This window comes from Microbacterium sp. zg.Y909, from assembly GCF_024626565.1.
In genome coordinates this window covers 1-19,913 of sequence record NZ_JANJFJ010000045.1, presented here as the reverse complement: position 1 = coordinate 19,913, position 19,913 = coordinate 1, and the positions used below count along the sequence as shown (strand labels likewise).

The following is a 19,913-nucleotide window of genomic DNA, read 5'->3' as shown; positions in this document are numbered from 1 at the left end:
GGCGGTCGGGCCACCATGAAGAATCACCCAGTCATCGACGCCTTCGCCGGTGAGGAACGCACGCCACCCGTCTTCGCTCATGGCGATCACCCTACGCGCGCGGCGCCGCGCGCGGGAGCGCGCCCGCGGGCAGACCGCCCGTTCATCGACCGGCTTACGGGCGCTGCTTCCACGCACGGTTCCGCCACCGAAGACTTGGCTGAAGAGAACCTGCGCATCGCGGTTCAGAATCTGAGCCATAGTCGAACGCGCGCACCTCGACGGCCGGGACATCACACGGCTGAGTTGGTCGCCGTATCAGCATGCCGGCCGGGAGGCATTAGTTTCGCGCGGTGCCGCTTACCGCGCTCAGGGGCTGCCGTGACCCCCGCTTGAGGGCAAGATGCGCTCGGCGATCGCGATCCCCTAGGCTGACCGAAACCGGGGAGAGGAACGAGCACATGGCTGTGCCCGCTATCGATGCCACGACGGGTCACCTCGACGTCGGCAGACACGGCGCAACACTTGACGAACTGAGAGCGCGCTTCGTCGATGCACCCGAGTACGGGCAATCAGTGACACGGGGTCCAATCTGGTCCGACTTCGAGTCAGCGACCGCTGGCCTGCGAGGTCTACTCCCCGTCGCCTGGGTCTGGGTCAGTGGCAGCTTCATCTCGACCAAGCTCGATCCCGACGATATCGACGTGATCTACTGGTGCGAGGACATCAACCTCGATTCAGTGTCAGACCTTCGAGATAAGTTCATGATCGAGCTATTCGCCACCAACGCACTGCGGGCGACCTTCAATCTGCGAGTTGATTCACGCATCGGCCGTTGGCACGTTCGACCTGAGCCCGGCATTCAAGACACGACCGAGCACCACAACTACGCGAAGCAGAGGGGGTTCTGGGATGATTTCTGGCTACGACGTCGGACCGGCCCCAAGGGGGCTCCCGCTGTTCGTGAGGACGCACTCGCTCGACGCGGCTACGTCGAGGTCTTCCTGGACGGTGGGGCATGAGCGTTGATTGGGACGCGTACCGCGAATCACTGAACGTGTCCGCCGATGATGTCTCCTGGGCGGACTCGGACGATCTTGGGCAGCTCAGTCTGAGCACGTTCATGTTGGAGCGCACGGGCGTTCGCCGTGATCTGTCGTTCGGGACACTCCGTTTGCTTGGAGACGGTGTGTCCGGGCACGCCGCGCCCCTCGACGCTGTGGGCACGGTGCTCCGAAATTTCCAACGGCTGGTGCTGGCAACCGGGCTCGCAGCTGAAGGATTCAAGTCGGTGCAGGGCCGCCTGCCAGCGGGCGTCGTCCAGAAGACTCGACTCCTTCTCGATGGGGTGCCAACGCCGGGAAGCATGATCCTGCATGTCGTGCCAGCCACGTCGCCCGCGGATGAGATCGTGCCCTCCGGCCAGACGGAGATCACACCGCCCGAAGAATCGCAGGCGGTGGACCGAGCCGTGCGCGACGCGCTGGGTCTCTTGGACGCCGCTCGAGAAGCTGGGCCAGATCTCGACGAGTCTCGATTTCTTCGCAAACTGACGGAGGCGGGCCCGCGAGTCGCGACGACACTGAAAGACCTAGCAGACTCGCTCGTAGCGGGAGACTTCGAGACTGAGCTGACGTGGCGCCAGCCCCGCAAGCCTCGAACTCGAGTGACCTTGACCCGTGCAGAGCTCGTGTACGTCGCCCAGGCGATTCAGTCGCGTCAGATGGAGAAGGAGCCGGTCACCCTGACTGGAACACTGCGCACGGTAAGCGACCTGAGCCCGCTCCGTCTAGACGTCGCCGAGGCGGGCATAGTCAATGTCACAACGTCGAATCTGACGCACGAGCTGATCACCTCTCTGAAGGTCGGGATGCGGGTGTCTGTGCGTGCGGATGTGACCGAAGAGACCTCACCCGCCGGAGAGCCCAAACTTCTGTACGCGGCCGAGTCCATCGACATACTGGCTGAGAACTGATCGCGGGAGCCGCACGTAGATTCGGCAGTCATGTCGCCATCGCTCTCTAGCTATTCCTTGATGAACGCTAGGCGAGACGACCAGCCGACGACACTCCCAAATGCCCGGGTCGGGATCGCTTTGGAGTGCCATTCCTCTGCTGTAGGAGTAGGTGTTGCCAGCTGCCCGTATCGGGCCGCCGCAGCTCCGCCGTCCCGAACTACTGTCGACTGACCTCCGACGCTTCAATTCGAGCGGCGACCTGCTGCATCACCCCCGACGGATCCGGCGCCGAGGCGTAGACCGTGAACTCGGCGTACGACGGATCACTGATCTGCAGCGGGGGCAGCGGATGCTCGCGCAAACGTATGACTCTGAGTCCAGCTGCGAGCAGATCGAGGGACTTGTCCGTGTCGAGGGTCACTTTGCCGGCGTGCCAATATGACCCGTCGTACTCGATTGCGACGTCACCGACCAGAATGTCCACTGTCCAGCTCCCTCGACGCTTGAACGCCGCGTGACGGACTGCGCGTCCGGAGAGCGCCTCGCCGAAGATGGCCGCGGCAGCATTCAGATAGAGTGCCTCCATCTTCGATTTCCCGGACAATCGACACTCCGGGCAGCCCGCACCGGCGACTCGCGAGGCGAGCGGTGCGGACCAGCGATGTGCCGGGTTCTCTGCGCACACCCATTCCGGTGTGAATGACATCCGCCCTGTCGGTAGAACATGGAATGGCGTCGCCGGGTTGGTGTCCGCCCACTCTTCAGCTAGCGCCGGGTAGTTCCATGCGAACGAGTTCGTTCGCGTACGGCAGATCGGACAGCGCCAGACGGGCTGCTGCATCCGCTCCCGCGGAGAGGCTTCCCACTCGTGTCCGCAAACGGGGTCCTTCCACCATCGTGGCCTGGCTGATCCCGGTGTGACCTTTTCGAGCGGCGTCGAGTTGTTCTCGGCGTACTGGTTCGCGATCTCCGGTTCGAGTTGCACGACGCCGGCCTTCGAACTTCGCGTTTTGGCGGCGGCACAGTGGTCGCATCCCGAGAGGTACCAGCGAGAGATCGACAGGCGCGGGTGATGTCCGGCTGGGCACTTCCAGCGGAACCCGTTCCCGACGAGCGGGCGATCCTCCAGGACCATCACCTCGGCCGGGTCGTGCCCCGGATCATCCCAGGACTCCGCAAGTTCCGGCACCTGCGAGATGGTCAAGTGCGCAATGGCCTGGATGAGCACCATGTCAGCAAGTCGGCGCTCGTCGGCACACTCGCCGCATCCCGGAGTCTCGCTCATGGTCCGTATCGGGGCGGTGAAGCGGTGTCCTTCGGGACAGACCCAACCCGCTTCGCGGTTGGCCTTCATGGTCGCTGTCGCGAGCAGGACTGGGTCGTTGTCCTCGGCCCACCAGTCAAGTGCCGTTGAGCCTGAGTCCTTGAACAGCTTCTTCCCCGGCGGCGCCGTGCGTGTGCGGCTCTTCGTGCATCCGCAGAAGAAGCCCATGTCGACGACGCGTTGCACGCTGCGCACGCCGCACTGCTCGCACTCGGTGAGGTGCGGGTCGTCGGGCAGTGACGGGTCGGTGAGTGGGCCGAGATAGAGGAATGAATGATCGCTGGCGAACTTCGCGACAGCGTCGAGATCGTTCGGAGTGGTGTTCGCGTAGGCACCCGCCGTGGCCCTCGCCATCTCCGCCCACGCTCGCCACCTGCAGGCGTCGCATGTGGTGGCCCTGAGGTGCGTGCGTTCCTCGACCGTCACCATGCGGTAGTCGGCTTCGACGTCACACGTGAGGCAGCGGCAACGCCGCATCTTGTCTGGCTTACCGAAGGTGCCGATCGGCTCAAGGCCACCTCTGCGGAAGATGTCGTCGACGTGGTGCAGGCAGTATGCCGGCTTCGTCCGGGTCCGATAGACAGCGGGCGCCACACAACCCGCGGCGCTGCAGGGCTGTTGCGTGTTCGGCACGGCGCCATCCTGCCAGAATGCACGGCAATAGCCCCATCCGCGTGGCCCTCCCCTTCCACGCATAGGAGCCACGGGCGACGTGCGAACGGGATGGGCTCCTCGCCCGGGCGTGCGATCGAGCCAAGATCTGATGCGCATCCAACGATCGCTGTGCCGTCGGGGTTGCGCCGGAGCCCTGTCGCGATCTCCATCGGGTTCGCTCCCGCACGCCGACGCCCGGTCATCGGGCATCGCCCGTCTGGGGATGCGTCGCGCCGATATCGACGGCAGATAGCCGCCCTGCGGCGCCCGGCGGATGCTCCGTTTCTGGGGCTCGATACGCTGAACGCGTGCGAGACACCCGGCTTGACCCACTGCCCTCAGAACTGCGCCGACGCCGAGAGCAGGCAGCGATCGAGCTGGAGCACGGAATCGAGTGGCTCGACGGCTGCCCCGCATCGGTAGGCGCGGAGATTGCCGCCGCGGTGGACGAGTTGTCGAATGTCTCGTACCGCGTGTACAAGCAGGCTGACCGGCGGCTCGGGAACACCACCTCATACGACTGGTTGAGCCAGAAGCGCCTTCGCGGCGAAGGTGATGACGTCGCCCGGTTGGACGCCCTGGCGGCCGTCGTCGGCGCGTTCGTGTGGCTTGCCGAGAACGACGAGGAGTGGGAGGACTCTGGCGAAGGCTATAGGGCGAACTACGAGCCGGAGTACGACGCCGAGAAGCTCATCGAGGTGCTCAACGACCGGCTGCTGTACGCCCGTGTGGACTGGTCGTTCGAGGACGGCCAGTTCCAGGAACGCGGCAATTTTGTCATGCACTCAGAGGTCCTCCGACCCGCGACCACCCTGCTCGCCGACGACCCCGCATTCGTGCGGGCGTCTGCTGCATTCCAGAGCGCTCTCACAAAGCTCTCGAAGAGCGAGACGGAAGTAGCGCTCACCGAGGCCGCTACGTCGCTCCAAGAGTTCTTCCGCGCACTCGGGGTCGATGGCAACTCCCTGTCCACTCAGCTCGACAACGCCGCAAAAGCGAAGGTCATCAGCGGGGCTGACCGGGGGATAATGAAGCCGCTCATCGACTGGGTGAACGGCGACAGGTCGCAGCGAGGGAACGCACACTACCACCGCGCTGGGGACGTATCGAAGGCCGACGCGTGGCTGATGATGCACGTCGTCGGCGCGGTCATGGTGCGCCTGTCCAACCGCGAACCGCGCGACATCGTTGCGGCACGTGAGAAGCGTGCGGCCGACGCCGCGGCAGCGAAGGAGCAGCAAGAGCGCACCGAGCGCGACGCGTCGCAGGCGGTTGCTGCGGCTCGCGAGCCGGACCCGTGGGAGACGCCTACCGGCGGCTACGGCGGCGACTCTCCGTTCTGAACGCGGCATGTCGATGGCGGCTGACAATATGGCGGGAGTGCCGACTCGAAGACGACCGAAAGGTGCGACATGACGACGCGTGAACCCCCTGCTTGGGTTCCGTGGTGGGAGCAAAGGCGAAGTGACCCGCGGCTCCTTGCCGGAAACCTTGTCGGTGACCACCTGGTGATAGCTTCCGCGGGGATGGCGCGATTCGCGCTGGACCACATCATCTGGGTCAAGTCACGCGCGGGGCGGGTCAGTCCGCACGCCCAAGGTCCAAGGCCTCCAACGGGGCGTGCGAACGCGAATGGGCAGGACCTGACTGCCGCGTTCCGTCCTGCCTACCACGCGCTGCGCGGCATCGGGATTGCCTAGTGCACGAGTGGGTCGCCGCCGCGAACGGACAGGCACTCGTCCTCCTCGGCGCGGGTGCCTCTGCGCCGTCGTTGCCCGTGTCAGGCGAACTCACAGACCTAGTGATCGAGAGCATGAACGAGCGCCTGTACGGTCACCCGGGTTACCTCGGTCGTGCATGGGTAGCCGCACGCGAACGCCTACGAGGAACCTCGAACATCGAGGAGTTCTACTCGTCGCTCGCCGATGTGGAGCACCAAGACCGCGACACGACCCGCTTCTGGGTCGGAGAGTGGGTACCACTCCCCGAAGCGCTTCCCTCGGACGGTGACGGCGTCAGTGGCCGCCGGGCATTCGGGTTCCTTGCTCACATGGTTCAGAACTCTGTGATGACGATCCTGGCGCTGAGGACCGAGGCTGCCGACAAGTCGTACCTGTACCCGTTGGTCACCGCTGACCTCCGGGGGATCGTCACACTCAACTACGACCTCATGGTCGAGAAGGCTGCCGCCGAAGCGGGGCGCCCGTACACAACTGGCGCGGAAGAGTGGAACGGCGGAATCCAATGGTTCGCTGATGAACCCAGAGAGGATGTCCTTCCCGTGCTCAAGTTACACGGGAGTCTCAACTGGCGCGAAACCCGGGTTGTTGTCGGCGCACCCCTACCGGTTGTGGGCTTCGAGGAGGTCGGCGGCAACGGCCTTGGAGCAGGAAAGCGGATTGCGCGCATCGACGAGCCTGCGATCTTCGGTCTCTCCGGCAAGATGTCGCCGTACGACCCGTACCCGGCGCTGCGTAGCGAGTTCGATCGCATGCTCGAAGACGTTGAGCTTCTCGTGGTGGTTGGGTTCTCGTTCTGGGATGCTCACGTCACCGCCCCCATCCGACGATGGCTCGCGCTCGACACACGACGCAGGATCATTATCGTCGATCCGTACTTTGACACCGTGACGACACCGATCCGGGTTCTGGTCGACGCGCTGTGTCAGAGGTGCACGATACAGGGCAACCCGACGCTCGCGGTCGGCCTGGGAATCGACCGATTGCGGGTGCTAGCGGTGACGGCAGCCGAGGGTCTGGACACGCTCTTCGCCCCGTGATCCCGCCCCTCCGCCGCGCGCTGCGCGACACGTGACCTCGTCTCGCCACGGAGGTGCAACACCAGCCGGACCTCACGACTGCGACTGAGGAGGAGAGGTCTCCTTAACTTGCGATGGTGTCCGGACTGCACGCCAGGGCATGCTCAGCGCGGCGCCCGCAGAGGGATCGCTTACCGGGCGGCGCGGGCAGCGCAAGGCGGTGCCGTGGGTGCAGTTGCTGCGAAGCGTCACGCAGCGCAGAACTGGACTTTCCGTGTTGGAAACTATAGTCTTTCCATCATGGAAACAACGCCGAGTCGTCCTAGTGCCACCGAGGCGCAAGCCGCCCTGGACTCTGTCGCCCAATCGCGACAGACCCTCGCGCCCTACGTGCGATCGCCTTGGTGGCTCTATCCCGCGCAAGGCCTCAGCAGCGCCGCATTGGTTATCGGTCTCGGCTTTACAAAGACCCACCCAGGCTGGGCCTCTGGACTGATCGCGGCGGCCGTCGTCCTGATCTGCGCGCTCCCGCTCATCCAGCAACGCGCGCCCGGGCGCGTCGTGCTCGACGTATACACGCACCCTGGCAGCCGGGGAGTTTCCCTTATCTACGTAATTCTGTTCGGCCTGGTCATCGCCGCCACCCTAGTGATCAACGCTTTAGTCGCTGCTGACTGGATCGTGTACATAGCCGCGGTGGTGTTGTTCGTCCTCACCGTTGCCATGGGGCCAGTAATGGACGCACGCCTTGAGCGTGCCCTGCGGGCGGGCGCGTAGTGGCTGACGATTTCGACGAAATCATCCACGCGCCGAACCGGTTGCGCATCTGCTCGATCCTTGCCGAAGTACATGAGGCAGAGTTCGGGACTCTGCGTGATGCGCTGGCCCTCAGCGACTCCGTGCTGAGCAAGCACCTGAAAGTCCTTGAAGACGCCCGCTATATCGAGCTGAGAAAGGGAACGGTCGCGACGCGCACCCGCACATGGGCCGGACTCACGAAAGAGGGCCGCGCGGCCTTCAAAGGCCACATCGCGGCACTACGCACGCTCGCCGCAAGCGCGGACGCGCTGTAAGAAAGCGCGAACTGCGATCTCCGCGGCGCCGTGTGCCATGTAGGGATCGGGCTACGGACATCCGATGTGGCACCGTCGCGTGTGCGCGACGTCGAGAACGGCCACGAGATCAGAGCCGGATGTCGGGCGCTCGCTCGGCAAGATCCGACGTGAGCCACTGGAAGACGGCGAGAGATGAGGTCGGAGACACGGTGCTGGGACGTAGATATCCGGTGCTCGCTACTTCGAGTGCGCGGCGGCGCGGCTCGGTGTACACATCGAGAGGGAGGAGCCCGGCACGGAAACGTGTCCGCGAGATTTCGGCGACGCGCGCCCGGAGTTCGAGTTCGTGGTCAGTGAAGTAGGCGTCCGCCATGGCCAGAATCTCGCGGATCGCGCGACGCGTCTCGGACTGCTGTTGCATGGCGTGCACCAGCTCGGGCGGCGTCGGCGCGTCCTGTTCACGGATCCGAGCAATCTCCTCCCTGCTGCGCTGCCGAGCGAAGAACGCGTCCGCGGCGTCGTCGTTGTGTCGCCGCTCCGCAGCGAGCACCCGGTGAAGGCGGCGGTCTGGCAGCCCGGCGCGTGCGCGACGACGCGAGAAGCGCCGGGCTTCGTTCTCTCGCTGCCGATAGGACTCCCGTTGGGAAGGGCTCGGCGACCACTCGGACACACGGCCGGCCGCGCGTGCGCGGGCGACCGCGCGACGCCGAGCCTCGTTCGCCTTCTGCGGGTCCGTGGCCTCGCGCGCGCGCCGACGCTCGGCGATTGCCTCACGGTTCCGGTAGTAGTACTCGCGCTGAGCCTGCTTGTGCGCCTCGGGATGCTTCTGCTTGTAGCGCTCGCGCGCCTGCTGACGCTCCTCCGGATGCTCCCGCGCCCACTCCTTTGCGCGTTCGATGCCCCGCCGCCGCCGCTCCTTCTCATCCCGCTCGCGTTGCGCGCGCTGGCGCTCGCGCTCGCGGTTCGTCTTGCGGATGTGCTCCCGGTTCCGTTCCTGGTAGTCGGCGTAGTACGTCGGGTGAGCGTCGTTCCAGGCCTGTCGCTGTGCTGCCTTCCGCTCGGCGCGCTCTGCGTCGGTGCGTGCCTCGTCAGTCATCGTGACCTACAGCGAGCACACCATTGAGCTCGGCGAGCGCCGTGAACAGCTCCTCGCGCGTCGCCGTCGGGTCGATGATCGCTCGCGCGATGAGAGCCCGCATCCTTTCGGACTCGGTGTCGGACACGTCGCCGAGTCGGGCGATGCACCACTCGATGTCCTCGGCGAGACGGTACGTCGGGTCATCTAGCTGGATGCCGGGGTAGTAGAGGAACGCGAGCACCGCTACGTGTTCAAGGACGGCGTCGCCGTGCTCTCGATCGGTCATGCCATCAAGGTGCGCGTGCGCTTCCCTCCCGGCTCTCCCCTGCGACGGACTCCCTGGCACGTGCTGGGTGCCGGGCAGTCCGTCAACGCCGCTGCGGTCATGTCTCCTTCGTGAATGCCCGGTCCAGCAGTTCGGCGGTCACCGGGTTCACCATCTCGTTGCGTCGGATGTAGTGCTGGATCGTGATCTTCGGATCGGTGTGGCCCAGCAGTTCAGCCGCCAGTTCGACGCCCGCTTGCTCGTTGATCGCTGTCGCCACGGTGCGGCGGAAGGCATGCGGCGTTACCCCCGTTATGCCGGCGATCTTCATGACATGACGCAGCTGGCGGCGCACGTTGTTCGTCGAAAGGGGTGTTCCTTCTCGGCTGCAGAACAGGAGGGCGTCCAGTGACGGGTCGGCGAGTCGTGCCAGCCTGCGCCGGACCGCCTCAGCGGTGAAGCTCGGTATCGCTACTGTCCGACGCGATTTAGCAGTCTTCGGGTGATCCTGCCGCTGGGTGGGTTCGCCCTTGTTGCTGACGATTGTGCCCGCGATGCGGATCGACGGCACCGGACTCGCAATGTCGATGTCGCGGCGCCGGATCGCGAGCACCTCGCCGATCCGCGCGGATGTGCCGAGCATGACCTCGACGATGGCGCCCAGCTGGCCATCCGGCTTGGGGCCGGAGACTGCGCGACCCGCCTCCCAGACGGCGATCGCCGCACGGATGGCCGTCACCTCGACCGGCGTGAGCGCGTCAGGCGTGGCGGATGGCCGGTGCAACCGGGCAACGTGATCCATCGGGTTCCGCGGCAGAACCTCGTGCCGCACCGCGAGACCGAGTGCGAGGCGAAGCACCACGCGGGCGTGCTGGGCCCGACTATAGCTCTGTCTGTTGAGTTGCTTGAGGAGCTGATCGCAACGGGCCACACCGATCTCACGCAATGTCAGGTTCCCCAGCGCAGGCATCACGAGGGTGCGCATCTTGCGTTCGTATAGCAGGCGCGTGCGCGTAGCGAGTCGTCCTTCTAGATCGAGGTCGTCGAGCCAGTAGTCGACAAGGGCGGAGAACGGGCTGTCGGGTGTAAGCGACGAAGACGCGGGCTGGAAGAGGTCTCTCGTCGAGAGCTTCACCTTCAGCGCGCGCTCTGCAAGAACGTTCGTGTCTGCGGTGACTGCACGAGCCTGGTCCTGCCGTCCCAATCCCTGAAGCGCGCCCTGGCCATGACGCGACCGTGCGCGGTGGGGAGGAACCCGATGTCGCCGAATGTGCCGATCGCGAGGCGCTGCCGGCTCATCGTGTCACCGTGGATCGGCGGACGCGGAAGAGACGGACTCCTTGTGCGCGTCGACCCAAGCCCGCACATCCGAGGCGGCGAACGTCAGATGCTTGCCGTAGTGGTGTGCAGGAGGCGCCTGCCCCTTCATGCGCCACTCGTAGATCGTCGACACCGGAACGCGGAGATACGCCGCGAGCTCGTTGACATTGAGGAGTCTCTCCAAGCCCCAGAGCTCGAGCGTCAGGCTGTCCACGGCGTCCATACCGAAGAGGTGCGCACCCTGACGCCCCATCACTCGGCGTCAACCGGAGCGAAGTCCAGCCAGTCGAGGCACCCCGCCGCGACACGGCGTGGGGGAGGTCAAAGTGATGGCATTGCGGTGACGTGGTCACATCTCACCAACTAAGAAGTCCCGGGAACCCTTAGGTTCCCGGGACTTACCGGTCGGGATGACAGGATTTGAACCTGCGACCCCTTGACCCCCAGTCAAGTGCGCTACCAAGCTGCGCCACATCCCGGTCTTCTGCTGTCCGCTGGCGGACAACTCCCCTATCCTAGCCGCTCCGCGCACGCCGCGCGAACCAGCGCGACGCCGCGCATGTCGCGGATGCCGTTGCCCGATGTCGCACCCCGGCGCTACCGTCTCGCCATGACGCAGATCACGATCGAACCAGCGACGCCAGAGCGGTTCGACGACATCCAGCAGGCGTTCGCCGACGGTGGCGACGGGGCCGAGTGCCAGTGCATGTGGTGGCTGCTGACGGGACGTGAGTTCGAGATCGCCACCCCCGCCGAACGCACCGAGATGTTCCGCGCCGAGATCGATGCCGGCCCGCCGCCCGGCCTCGTGGCCTACGTCGACGGCGTGCCTGCCGCGTGGGTGAGGGTCGGGCCACGCACCCGCCAGCCGCGCCTGGCACGCACCCGCAACTACGCCGCGTCTCCGGTGTCGTTCGACGACCCCGGGGTGTGGGCGGTGAGCTGCTTCGTCGTGCGGCGCGACCACCGAAAGCAGGGGCTCACCCCTGCGCTGCTGGATGCCGCGGTGAACCTCGCTCGCGAAGGCGGCGCCCGCATCATCGAGGCGTATCCGATCGACGCAGCGGTGAAGAAGGTGCCGTCGAACGACCTGTACCACGGCACGCTCTCCACCTTCGAGAAAGCGGGATTCCACGAGGTGGCCCGACCGAAGCCGAACATCGCGATCGTGCAGCTCGACGTCTCGGGCTGAGCCGGGTGACCCACCCTCCCGGGCGAGCACGGCCCCGGACCGTACGATGAGACGACTGTCCGCCCTGCCCGAAGGAGCGCCGTGCGCACTGCACCCGACCGCCCGCTGACCACCCCCGCATCGAGCGCGCGGCAGGACCCCCGCTGGTGGTGGGGATACGCGGTCTACGCGGTCGTCGCACTGGTCCACGTCATCCTGCTGGCCGTGGATTCGCCGCTGACGTACCCGACGAAGCTCGCCCTCATGCCGGCTCTCATCCTCGCGGCGGCGTGGGCATTGCGCGGCACCCGCTGGGGCGTGCCGCACGCCCTCCTCGTCGCAGCCCTGCTGTTCTCGTGGTTCGGCGACGGCGCCGCCTTCTTCTTCCCCTTCTTCGACGACGAGCTGCCCATGATGCTGCTCAGCTTCGGACTGGCGCACGCCTGCTACATCGCCCTGTTCTGGCGACACCTCGCCGTGCGCCGGCTGCCCTGGTGGTCGGCTGTCTACGTGGTCTGGTGGCTCGTGCTGATCATCGTGCTGTGGCCGCTTCTCGGCGCCCTCGCCGTGGGCGTCGCCGTCTACGGCCTGGTCTTGGGCGGCACGGCCGCTGCCGCGACCCGCTGCAACCCGGCGGTCGTCGTCGGTGCGGTGTTCTTCTTGGCATCCGACACCACGCTCGCGTTCCGCCTGTTCGTCCCGGGCACGCCCGACTGGGCCGGGGTGGCGGTCATGGTCACGTACACGATCGGGCAGGGCCTCATCGCGTTTGGCGTGGCGCGGCACCTGCGCGGGGTGCGCGCGCGATGACGGATGCTGCCAAGCCGGCACGCGTCGACGCGTGGCTCTGGGCGGTGCGCGTGTACAAGACCCGCTCCGCCGCGACGGCCGCGTGCCGCGCCGGGCATGTGCGGGTCAACGGCGAGCGGGCGAAGGCCGCCCAGCCGGTGCGCCCCGGCGACGAGCTGCGGGTGCGCATCGCAGGGTTCGATCGCATCCTGGTGGTGCGCCAGACGATCACCAAGCGTGTCGGCGCCGCGCTGGCGGCCGCCGCGGTCGACGACCGCACGCCTCCCCCGCCGCCGCGAGAGATGACGGCGTTCGTCCCTGTCCGCGACCGCGGCGCGGGGCGCCCCACCAAGCGGGAGCGGCGGGAGACCGACCGGCTGCGCGGGCGCTGACGCCCGCAGGCCGCCAGGAGTCAGACGTCTTCGGTGATCTGGCCGGCGTACGTGGCGAGACCACGCCGCAGCTCGACGTAGATCTGACGCACCGACGCGTCCTGCCCGAGCTCGGCACGCCGGGCCCACTCGTCGAACGCCAGTCGCGCCGTGCAGCCCACGGCGGTGATCAGCGCGCGGGCGGTGAGCACATCGGCATCCGCCTTCGCCGCGTCGACGGCGGCATCGGTGAGCGTGTCGGCGCCGGCCGCTTCGATGCGGAGCGCAACGGCCAGCAGCGCCGGCTCGCTCTGCACCAGTCGGCGCAGCCGCAGTGAGCGCGCGTGGTCCTCGGGGTGCGCGTCGAAGGCCTCGAGGAGCCGCAGCCACCCGGTCTCGAGCGCGGCGGCCACAGGGGCGCCGCCCCGGATGGCGGCCAGTGTCTCCCGCTGCACGGCCGCAGACGCATCGTCTTCGGGCGCGAACGCGGCCTCTTCCTTCGTCGCGTAGTAGCGGAAGAACGTGCGCGCGGAGATGCCCGCCGCCCGCGCGATCTCGTCGACCGTGGTGGCGGCCACGCCCTTGCGCTCGAACAGAGCGAGAGCGGCATCGGAGACATCGCGCTGCGTCTCGCGGCGCCGACGTTCCCGCAGGCCGACCGGGGCGCCATCGACGTCGCCGGGCTCCACCTGCACTGCATCCATGCCGCCATCTTACAGATTGCGTCAAGTTGGCACTCTCTGACATGATTGACGTTCCTCATCGGCGGCCCCCGCTCGACGAGCCCTCTTTCCCGCGCTTCGTCTGCCGCTTCCTGCGGCCGTGAGCGCCCGCACTGACAGAAAGTCCTTTGTGACCCTCGAGAAGAATCCCCCCACCGCGGACACCCCCACTCCCACCGGCACCGCGCCCGTCATCGTGCGCCCCGGCGTGGTCATCGCCCTGCTCGTGATCTCGGCGTTCGTCGTCATCCTCAACGAGACGATCATGAGCGTCGCCCTGCCGAGCCTCATGACAGACCTCGACATCACCGCCAGCACCGCCCAGTGGCTGACCACCGGGTTCCTGCTGACGATGGCGATCGTCATCCCCCTGACCGGCTACCTGCTGGCGCGCTTCCCGCTGCGAGGCGTCTACCTCGCCGCCATGAGCCTGTTCTCGCTCGGCACCCTCATCGCCGCCCTCGCCCCCGGGTTCGAGATGCTGCTGGCCGGTCGCATCGTGCAGGCATCGGGCACGGCGATCATGATGCCGCTGCTGTTCACCACCGTGCTGTCGATCGTTCCGGCGACGCACCGCGGGCGCATGATGGGCGTCATCTCCATCGTCATCGCCGTCGCTCCGGCGATCGGTCCGACCGTGTCCGGCGTCATCCTCTCCGCGCTCAGCTGGCGCTGGCTGTTCTGGATCGTCCTGCCGATCGCGCTCATCGCCCTCACCCTCGGCGCGCTCTGGGTGCGCAATGTCACCGAGACCCGTCCGGCGAAGTTGGACGTGCTCAGCGTGCTGCTGTCGGCCCTCGGCTTCGGTGGCCTCATCTACGGACTCAGCTCCATCGGCGAAGCCGCTTCGGGCAACGCGCCGGTTCCGGGGTGGGTCCCGCTCGTCATCGGCGCCCTGGGGCTCGCCGCCTTCGTCGCCCGTCAGCTGCAGCTGCAGAAGAGCGACAGCGCGCTGCTGGACCTGCGCACCTTCAAGTCGAAGTCGTTCAGCCTCGCCGTGACGCTCGTCGTCGTCGTGATGGCCGCGCTCTTCGGCTCGCTCGTGCTGCTGCCCATCTACCTGACCGACGTGCTCGGCCTCGAGACGCTGACCATCGGGCTCATGCTGCTGCCCGGCGGCGTGCTGATGGGCGTCATCGCGCCCATCGTCGGGTCGCTCTTCGACAAGTACGGGCCGACGCCGCTCGTGATCCCCGGCATGATCGTCGCCGCGGCGGCACTGTGGGGCATGACGACCTTCGACGAGTCGGCCACCATCCCCTGGATCATCGCCGTGCACATGACACTCAACCTCGGCCTGGGCTTCGTCTTCACGCCGCTGCTCACCTCCGCGCTCGGCTCGCTGCCGCGGGTTCTGTACCCGCACGGCAGCGCGATCGTCGGCACGATCCAGCAGGTCGGCGGGGCCGCCGGCACCGCAGTGTTCGTCACCCTGATGTCGGTGCAGGCGGCCTCGTCGCTGGCCGAGGGCGCCGACGCCGTCTCGGCGGTCGCGTCGGGCGTGCACCTGGCATTCCTCACCGGAGCGATTGTGGCGTCGGCCGCGGTGATCCTCGCGTTCTTCGTGCGCAAGGCACCCGCGCCCGACGACGCCCCGCACGGCGAGGCGCTTGCCGCTCACTGATCGCGGGTATACGAAGGGCCGGCAGCACGCGCTGCCGGCCCTTCGTCGTCCGCGGGTTTACGGGCGCTCGGGCAACAGGGCAAGCAGCCAGCCGGCGCTGCGCACCGCGGCCCCGGCCTCGGCGGCGCGCCGCGACAGCGCGCGGTCGGTCGTGACGACGATGACGCGACGGCCGAGCGACACCAGCCGGGCTGCCTCGTCGACGATCGCGTCGTCGCCCGAGGCGGGCGCCCGCACCACGTGCACTCCCGCGGCAACGCCGGCAGAGCGCGCGGCGCCCTCGAGCACGACGGAGACCTCGGGGAACCACTGCCCTGCGGGAAGATCGATCGACTCGGCATCCACCCCCTGTCGCGCCCAGGCGGCCACGCGCGCCAGCAGCCGGGACCCGGCGCCGGCGCGGTCACGCCACCAGCCGTTGGGGACCGAGCCCACGACGTTCGCGGCATCCACCACAATGGCCGGCCGCACGTCCAACAGAGTCCGCAGCTGCGGCCACGCCGCGGCCAACCCGGGATGCAGCGGGTACTCGTCGATGTCGGCGACGGGCACCCACGACAGCTCCCGGCTCTCGGCATCGCTGATGACGGGCTCGAACGGCGTCACGACATCGGCGAGCACGGTGCCGTAGCTCCAGATTCCCAGGTCCAGCATGCTGAGCAGCCGCGGCCGCACGGCATGCGACGGCACCCCGGCCTCTTCCGCCGCTTCCCGCAGGGCTGCGTCGCCCGCGCTCTCGCCCTCATGACGTGCGCCGCCGGGGAGCCCCCAGGTGCCACCGAAATGACTCCACGACACCCGGTGCTGCAGCAGGATGCCACGCTGCGCGTCGAGCGCCAGCAGCCCCGCTGCGCCGAAGCGGCCCCAGTAACGGGTGCCGTCATCGGCGACCACCCACGCGTCGCCGGGATCGCGCGGCCCGTCGGGGCGGCGCGGCTCATCCGGTGTGGGCGGGACGATCGTCACCGGTCCAGCCTGGCACAGCCCGCACCGCGTGGCGCCGCGCCGCGCACAAACCCCCGACGCCGCCACATACACCCGCCCGGCCCGCCACGCCGGGAGCGCCACGCGATGCTGTGCGGCCCCACAATGGCGCGGCCGTCGCCGCCAATGAGCGCTGTAGCCACTACATATGGGACTGTGTGCTGGTCTGACCACATGCATATAGTGATGAGCCCGCAGACCGCCCACCCGCCGCAGAGGATGCCATGACCGCCCCGACCCCGCCCGCCACACCCCGCTCCGTCGCCGTCGCCGCCACCGTCGACGAGTACCTGTCGCGGGCCGACTGGCGGGTCAACGCCAACGCGAACCAGGGGTACTCCCTCGGCGGGCTCATGCTCAACGCCTCGGGAAAGATGATCGCCAACTACTGGCTCGATGAGGTGTACGCCCCCGAGGCGGGAGCTGCGCACCGCGAGGGCGACCTGCACATCCACGACCTGGACATGTTCGCCGGCTACTGCGCGGGGTGGTCCCTGCGCACGCTGCTCGATCAGGGCTTCAACGGCGTCCCGGGCAAGATCTCGTCGCGGCCGCCCAAGCACCTCAGCAGTGCGCTCGGGCAGATGGTCAACTTTCTCGGAACGCTGCAGAACGAGTGGGCGGGCGCCCAGGCCTTCAGCTCGTTCGACACCTACCTCGCCCCCTTCGTCCGGCTCGATGCGCTGACGTACGAGCAGGTGCGTCAGGCGATGCAGGAGTTCGTGTTCAACCTCAACGTGCCCTCGCGCTGGGGGACACAGACCCCGTTCACCAATCTCACGTTCGACTGGACCGTCCCCGACGACCTGGCGCCGCAGCACCCCCTCATCGGCGGCAGCGTGTGCGACTTCACCTACGCCGACCTCACCGCCGAGATGGCGATGATCAACCGCGCCTTCATCGACGTGATGACCGAGGGCGACGACGACGGCCGCGCCTTCACCTTCCCGATTCCGACGTACAACATCACCAAGGACTTCCCGTGGGACGACCCCGAGGTCGATGCCCTGTTCGCGATGACGGCCAAATACGGCCTCCCCTACTTCCAGAACTTCGTCACGTCGGACCTTGACCCCCACATGATCCGCTCGATGTGCTGCCGACTGCAGCTGGACCTCACCGAGCTGCTCAAACGCGGCAACGGTCTGTTCGGCTCCGCTGAGCAGACCGGCTCGGTCGGGGTCGTGACCGTCAACTGCGCGCGGCTGGGCTTCGTGCACTCCGGCGACGAGGATGCCGTCATCGCGCGTCTCGACGAACTGCTGGAGATCGCGCGCGACACCCTCGAGGCCAAGCGCATCGTGATCGACCGGCACATCCAGGGTGGGCTCTTCCCGTACACCAAGCGCTACCTCGGGTCGCTCGAGAACCACTTCTCCACGATCGGGGTCAACGGGCTGAACGAGTTCGTGCGCAACTTCACCCGGGATGCCGAGGACATCACCACACCCGCCGGCATGGCGCTGGCCGCCCGCGTGCTCGATCACGTGCGCGAACGGATGGTGCAGTTCCAGGAGGCGACGGGCCACATGTACAACCTCGAGGCGAGCCCTGCCGAGGGGGCGACCTACCGCTTCGCCAAGGAGGACATCGCCCGCTATCCCGGCATCCGTCATGCCGGCACCGCCGACAACCCGTACTACACCAACTCGTCGCAGCTTCCAGTCGGGTTCACCGATGACGCCTTCGAGGCGATGGCACTGCAGGAGGACCTGCAAGGCAAGTACACCGGCGGCACCGTGCTGCACCTGTACATGGGCGAGGCGATGACCTCTGCCCGCGCGTGCAAGACGCTGGTGCGCCGAGCGCTGGAGCGATTCCGACTGCCCTACATCACCATCACCCCGACCTTCTCGATCTGCCCTGCCCACGGCTACCTCTCGGGCGACCTGCCGTCGTGCCCGCAGTGCGGTGCCGAGTGCGAGGTGTGGACGCGCGTGATGGGCTACTTCCGTCCGGTGTCGTCGTTCAACGTGGGCAAGAAGGGCGAGGCTGCCGAGCGCGTGTACTTCGCGCAGGACCGCGCGGATGCCGCGGCGCAGCCGGTCGGAGCGACCGCGTGACGACGCCCACCGCCGGCGACCTGCGCGTCGCGGGCCTCACGCGTCTGTCGACGGTGGACTGGCCGGGCATGCTGGCGGCCACGGTGTTCCTGCAGGGGTGCCCCTGGGACTGCTTCTACTGCCACAATCCGGCGCTGATCGCCCCGCGGGCGACACCCGCGATGACGTGGGGCGAGGTGGCGGCGTTCCTCGACTCGCGGGTCGGGCTGCTCGACGCCGTGGTGTTCACCGGCGGCGAGCCCACCATGCAGCACGCGCTGCTCCCTGCGATGCAGACGGTCCGCGCGCGCGGCTTCGCCGTGGGACTGCACACCGGCGGGGCATATCCGCGGCAGCTGGCGCGTGTGCTGCCGCTGGTGGACTGGGTGGGACTGGACATCAAGGCGGCCACCGACGACCGCTACACCGCGGTCACCGGCCGCCCGGGCGCAGGCGAGCGCGCATGGCTGTCGCTCGAGCTCGTGCTCACCCAGCAGCGGCTGCGCGAGCACACCGACCGCCCGCTGCAGTACGAGGTGCGCACGACCGTGCACCCCGACGCGATCGACGAAGCCGGCCTCGCCGCGCTCGGATGCCGCCTGGCGGATGTCGGTGTGCGCGACTGGGCGGTGCAGCGGTTCCGCGACACCGGCACCCGCGCACCGCTCCCCCGCGGCGCCCGGACGACGCGCGCGGTCGCTCTCGACGGCATCCCCACCGCCCGGTTCGACCGCGTCACCGTACGCTGATCGCACCCGCGTCGCCGCCCGCCCGCCGGCGCCCTTCACGCGAGAAACCACAAACGGGATGAGACATCGCGCATTGCGTGGTGTCTCATCCCGAAAGTGGTTTCTCAGCGATGGCGGATGCCGGCAGGCACCCGCGGCCGACCGGTCAGCGCTGGCGCTTCTCGCGCACCCGCATGTTGATGACGATCGGCGTGCCCTCGAAGCCGAAGAGCTCGCGCAGGCGCCGCTGGATGAACCGGCGGTAGCCAGGGTCGAGGAACCCGGTCGTGAACAGCACGAATGTCGGCGGGCGGGTCGAGGCCTGCGTGCCAAACAGGATGCGGGGCTGCTTTCCGCCGCGCAGCGGGTGCGGGTGCTCGGCGACGAGTTCGGAGAGGAACGCGTTGAACTTGCCGGTGGGGATGCGCTGATCCCACGAGTCCAGCGCCGTCTCGAGCGCGGGCACGAGCTTGTCGAGGTGGCGACCGGTGAGGGCGGAGATGTTCACCCGCGGCGCCCACGCCACGTGGGCGAGGTCCTGCTCGATCTCGCGCTCGAGGTAGCGGCGACGGTCCATGTTCTCCATGTCGTCGTCGTTCAGGCGATCCCACTTGTTGAACGCCAGCACGAGGGCGCGTCCCGATTCGAGCACGAGGTCGATGATGCGCACGTCCTGCTCGCTCAGCGGCTGGCTGACGTCGAGTACGACGACGGCGACCTCCGCCTTCTCGAGCGCAGCCGAGGTGCGCAGCGACGCGTAGAAGTCGGCGCCCTGCTGCAGGTGCACCCGGCGACGGATGCCGGCGGTGTCGACCAGACGCCACAGCTTGCCGCCCAGCTCCACGACCTCGTCGACCGGGTCGCGGGTGGTGCCCGCCAGCTCGTTGACGACGACGCGCTCTTCACCGGCGGCCTTGTTCAGCAGCGACGACTTTCCGACGTTGGGGCGACCGAGGATCGCCACGCGGCGGGGACCGCCGATCTCCTGCTTGGCGACCGCCGAGACCTCCGGCAGCACCTTCATGACGTCGTCGAGAAGGTCCGCGACGCCGCGGCCGTGGATGGCCGAGACGGGGTACGGCTGGCCGAGTC

General features: G+C 67.6%; 20 protein-coding genes, 1 tRNA gene and 1 pseudogene. 12 read left to right on the top strand and 10 right to left on the bottom strand.

Annotation, left to right across the window (positions count from 1 at the left end; genetic code table 11):
* Positions 1-240: pseudogene (locus NQ160_RS05800) on the bottom strand (hypothetical protein); the annotation flags it as partial.
* A gap of 200 nt (positions 241-440) precedes the next feature.
* Here NQ160_RS05800 and NQ160_RS05795 point away from each other — a divergent pair.
* Positions 441-1,001, top strand: coding sequence for a DUF6932 family protein (locus NQ160_RS05795; RefSeq protein WP_257514281.1), 561 nt, complete (start codon positions 441-443; stop codon positions 999-1,001).
* A complete protein-coding gene (locus tag NQ160_RS05790; RefSeq protein WP_257514280.1) occupies positions 998-1,954 on the top strand; it encodes a hypothetical protein in 957 nt (318 codons plus the stop codon). Before NQ160_RS05795 ends, NQ160_RS05790 begins: the two co-directional genes overlap by 4 nt.
* A gap of 199 nt (positions 1,955-2,153) precedes the next feature.
* Here NQ160_RS05790 and NQ160_RS24845 read toward each other — a convergent pair whose 3' ends face one another.
* Positions 2,154-3,893: a zinc-ribbon domain-containing protein gene (locus NQ160_RS24845; RefSeq protein ID WP_257514279.1), complete on the bottom strand. Its 1,740-nt coding sequence runs from the start codon at positions 3,891-3,893 to the stop codon at positions 2,154-2,156.
* 329 nt (positions 3,894-4,222) lie between these two features.
* Between NQ160_RS24845 and NQ160_RS05780 the strand changes: the two genes are divergently transcribed.
* From NQ160_RS05780 to NQ160_RS05765, 4 genes are all read left to right on the top strand, one after another.
* Positions 4,223-5,257: a hypothetical protein gene (locus NQ160_RS05780; RefSeq protein WP_257514278.1), complete on the top strand. Its 1,035-nt coding sequence runs from the start codon at positions 4,223-4,225 to the stop codon at positions 5,255-5,257.
* Positions 5,258-5,613: 356 nt separating this feature from the next.
* Positions 5,614-6,693 (top strand): SIR2 family protein, encoded by a 1,080-nt coding sequence (locus NQ160_RS05775; RefSeq protein ID WP_257514277.1) that lies wholly within the window; start codon positions 5,614-5,616, stop codon positions 6,691-6,693.
* Between the two features lie 279 nt (positions 6,694-6,972).
* Positions 6,973-7,449: a hypothetical protein gene (locus NQ160_RS05770; RefSeq protein WP_257514276.1), complete on the top strand. Its 477-nt coding sequence runs from the start codon at positions 6,973-6,975 to the stop codon at positions 7,447-7,449.
* Entirely contained in the window at positions 7,449-7,745 is a 297-nt protein-coding gene (locus NQ160_RS05765; RefSeq protein WP_257514275.1) for a transcriptional regulator, read from the top strand. The genes NQ160_RS05770 and NQ160_RS05765 overlap by 1 nt, the downstream gene beginning before the upstream one ends.
* A 109-nt stretch (positions 7,746-7,854) precedes the next feature.
* Here NQ160_RS05765 and NQ160_RS05760 read toward each other — a convergent pair whose 3' ends face one another.
* From NQ160_RS05760 to NQ160_RS05740, 5 genes are all read right to left on the bottom strand, one after another.
* Positions 7,855-8,823 carry a hypothetical protein gene (locus NQ160_RS05760; RefSeq protein ID WP_257514274.1) on the bottom strand — a complete coding sequence of 323 codons (969 nt, stop codon included), beginning with the start codon at positions 8,821-8,823 and terminating at the stop codon, positions 7,855-7,857.
* Positions 8,816-9,091, bottom strand: coding sequence for a hypothetical protein (locus NQ160_RS05755; protein WP_257514273.1), 276 nt, complete (start codon positions 9,089-9,091; stop codon positions 8,816-8,818). Before NQ160_RS05755 ends, NQ160_RS05760 begins: the two co-directional genes overlap by 8 nt.
* Before the next feature lie 97 nt (positions 9,092-9,188).
* Positions 9,189-10,274, bottom strand: a complete 1,086-nt coding sequence (locus tag NQ160_RS05750) for a tyrosine-type recombinase/integrase (RefSeq protein ID WP_257514272.1) — start codon at positions 10,272-10,274, stop codon at positions 9,189-9,191.
* A 99-nt stretch (positions 10,275-10,373) separates the two neighbouring features.
* On the bottom strand, positions 10,374-10,613 hold the full coding sequence (locus tag NQ160_RS05745) for a helix-turn-helix transcriptional regulator (RefSeq protein WP_257514271.1): 240 nt from the start codon (positions 10,611-10,613) through the stop codon (positions 10,374-10,376).
* Between the two features lie 182 nt (positions 10,614-10,795).
* A tRNA-Pro gene (locus NQ160_RS05740) sits at positions 10,796-10,869 on the bottom strand.
* A gap of 131 nt (positions 10,870-11,000) precedes the next feature.
* Here NQ160_RS05740 and NQ160_RS05735 point away from each other — a divergent pair.
* The 3 genes from NQ160_RS05735 (at position 11,001) to NQ160_RS05725 (ending at position 12,742) form a co-directional block, all read left to right on the top strand.
* Positions 11,001-11,582 carry a GNAT family N-acetyltransferase gene (locus NQ160_RS05735; RefSeq protein WP_257514270.1) on the top strand — a complete coding sequence of 194 codons (582 nt, stop codon included), beginning with the start codon at positions 11,001-11,003 and terminating at the stop codon, positions 11,580-11,582.
* 81 nt (positions 11,583-11,663) lie between these two features.
* Positions 11,664-12,371 (top strand): lysoplasmalogenase, encoded by a 708-nt coding sequence (locus NQ160_RS05730; protein ID WP_257514269.1) that lies wholly within the window; start codon positions 11,664-11,666, stop codon positions 12,369-12,371.
* Positions 12,368-12,742 carry an RNA-binding S4 domain-containing protein gene (locus NQ160_RS05725; protein WP_257495853.1) on the top strand — a complete coding sequence of 125 codons (375 nt, stop codon included), beginning with the start codon at positions 12,368-12,370 and terminating at the stop codon, positions 12,740-12,742. The genes NQ160_RS05730 and NQ160_RS05725 overlap by 4 nt, the downstream gene beginning before the upstream one ends.
* Positions 12,743-12,762: 20 nt before the next feature.
* On the opposite strand, the gene NQ160_RS05720 is transcribed toward NQ160_RS05725, so the two are convergent.
* Entirely contained in the window at positions 12,763-13,425 is a 663-nt protein-coding gene (locus NQ160_RS05720) for a TetR family transcriptional regulator (protein ID WP_257514268.1), read from the bottom strand.
* Positions 13,426-13,573: 148 nt separating this feature from the next.
* On the opposite strand from NQ160_RS05720, the gene NQ160_RS05715 reads away from it, so the two are divergent.
* Positions 13,574-15,067 carry a DHA2 family efflux MFS transporter permease subunit gene (locus NQ160_RS05715; RefSeq protein WP_374113633.1) on the top strand — a complete coding sequence of 498 codons (1,494 nt, stop codon included), beginning with the start codon at positions 13,574-13,576 and terminating at the stop codon, positions 15,065-15,067.
* Positions 15,068-15,124: 57 nt separating this feature from the next.
* On the opposite strand, the gene NQ160_RS05710 is transcribed toward NQ160_RS05715, so the two are convergent.
* The gene (locus tag NQ160_RS05710; RefSeq protein ID WP_257514267.1) at positions 15,125-16,033 is read right to left on the bottom strand and encodes an NUDIX domain-containing protein; all 909 of its coding nucleotides are present in this window, start codon (positions 16,031-16,033) and stop codon (positions 15,125-15,127) included.
* Between the two features lie 242 nt (positions 16,034-16,275).
* Between NQ160_RS05710 and NQ160_RS05705 the strand changes: the two genes are divergently transcribed.
* A complete protein-coding gene (locus NQ160_RS05705) occupies positions 16,276-18,114 on the top strand; it encodes a ribonucleoside triphosphate reductase (RefSeq protein WP_257514266.1) in 1,839 nt (612 codons plus the stop codon).
* On the top strand, positions 18,111-18,842 hold the full coding sequence (locus NQ160_RS05700; RefSeq protein WP_257514265.1) for an anaerobic ribonucleoside-triphosphate reductase activating protein: 732 nt from the start codon (positions 18,111-18,113) through the stop codon (positions 18,840-18,842). Before NQ160_RS05705 ends, NQ160_RS05700 begins: the two co-directional genes overlap by 4 nt.
* A gap of 145 nt (positions 18,843-18,987) precedes the next feature.
* On the opposite strand, the gene der is transcribed toward NQ160_RS05700, so the two are convergent.
* A partial coding sequence (der, locus tag NQ160_RS05695) for a ribosome biogenesis GTPase Der (RefSeq protein WP_257514264.1) occupies positions 18,988-19,913 on the bottom strand: 926 nt, incomplete at its 5' end.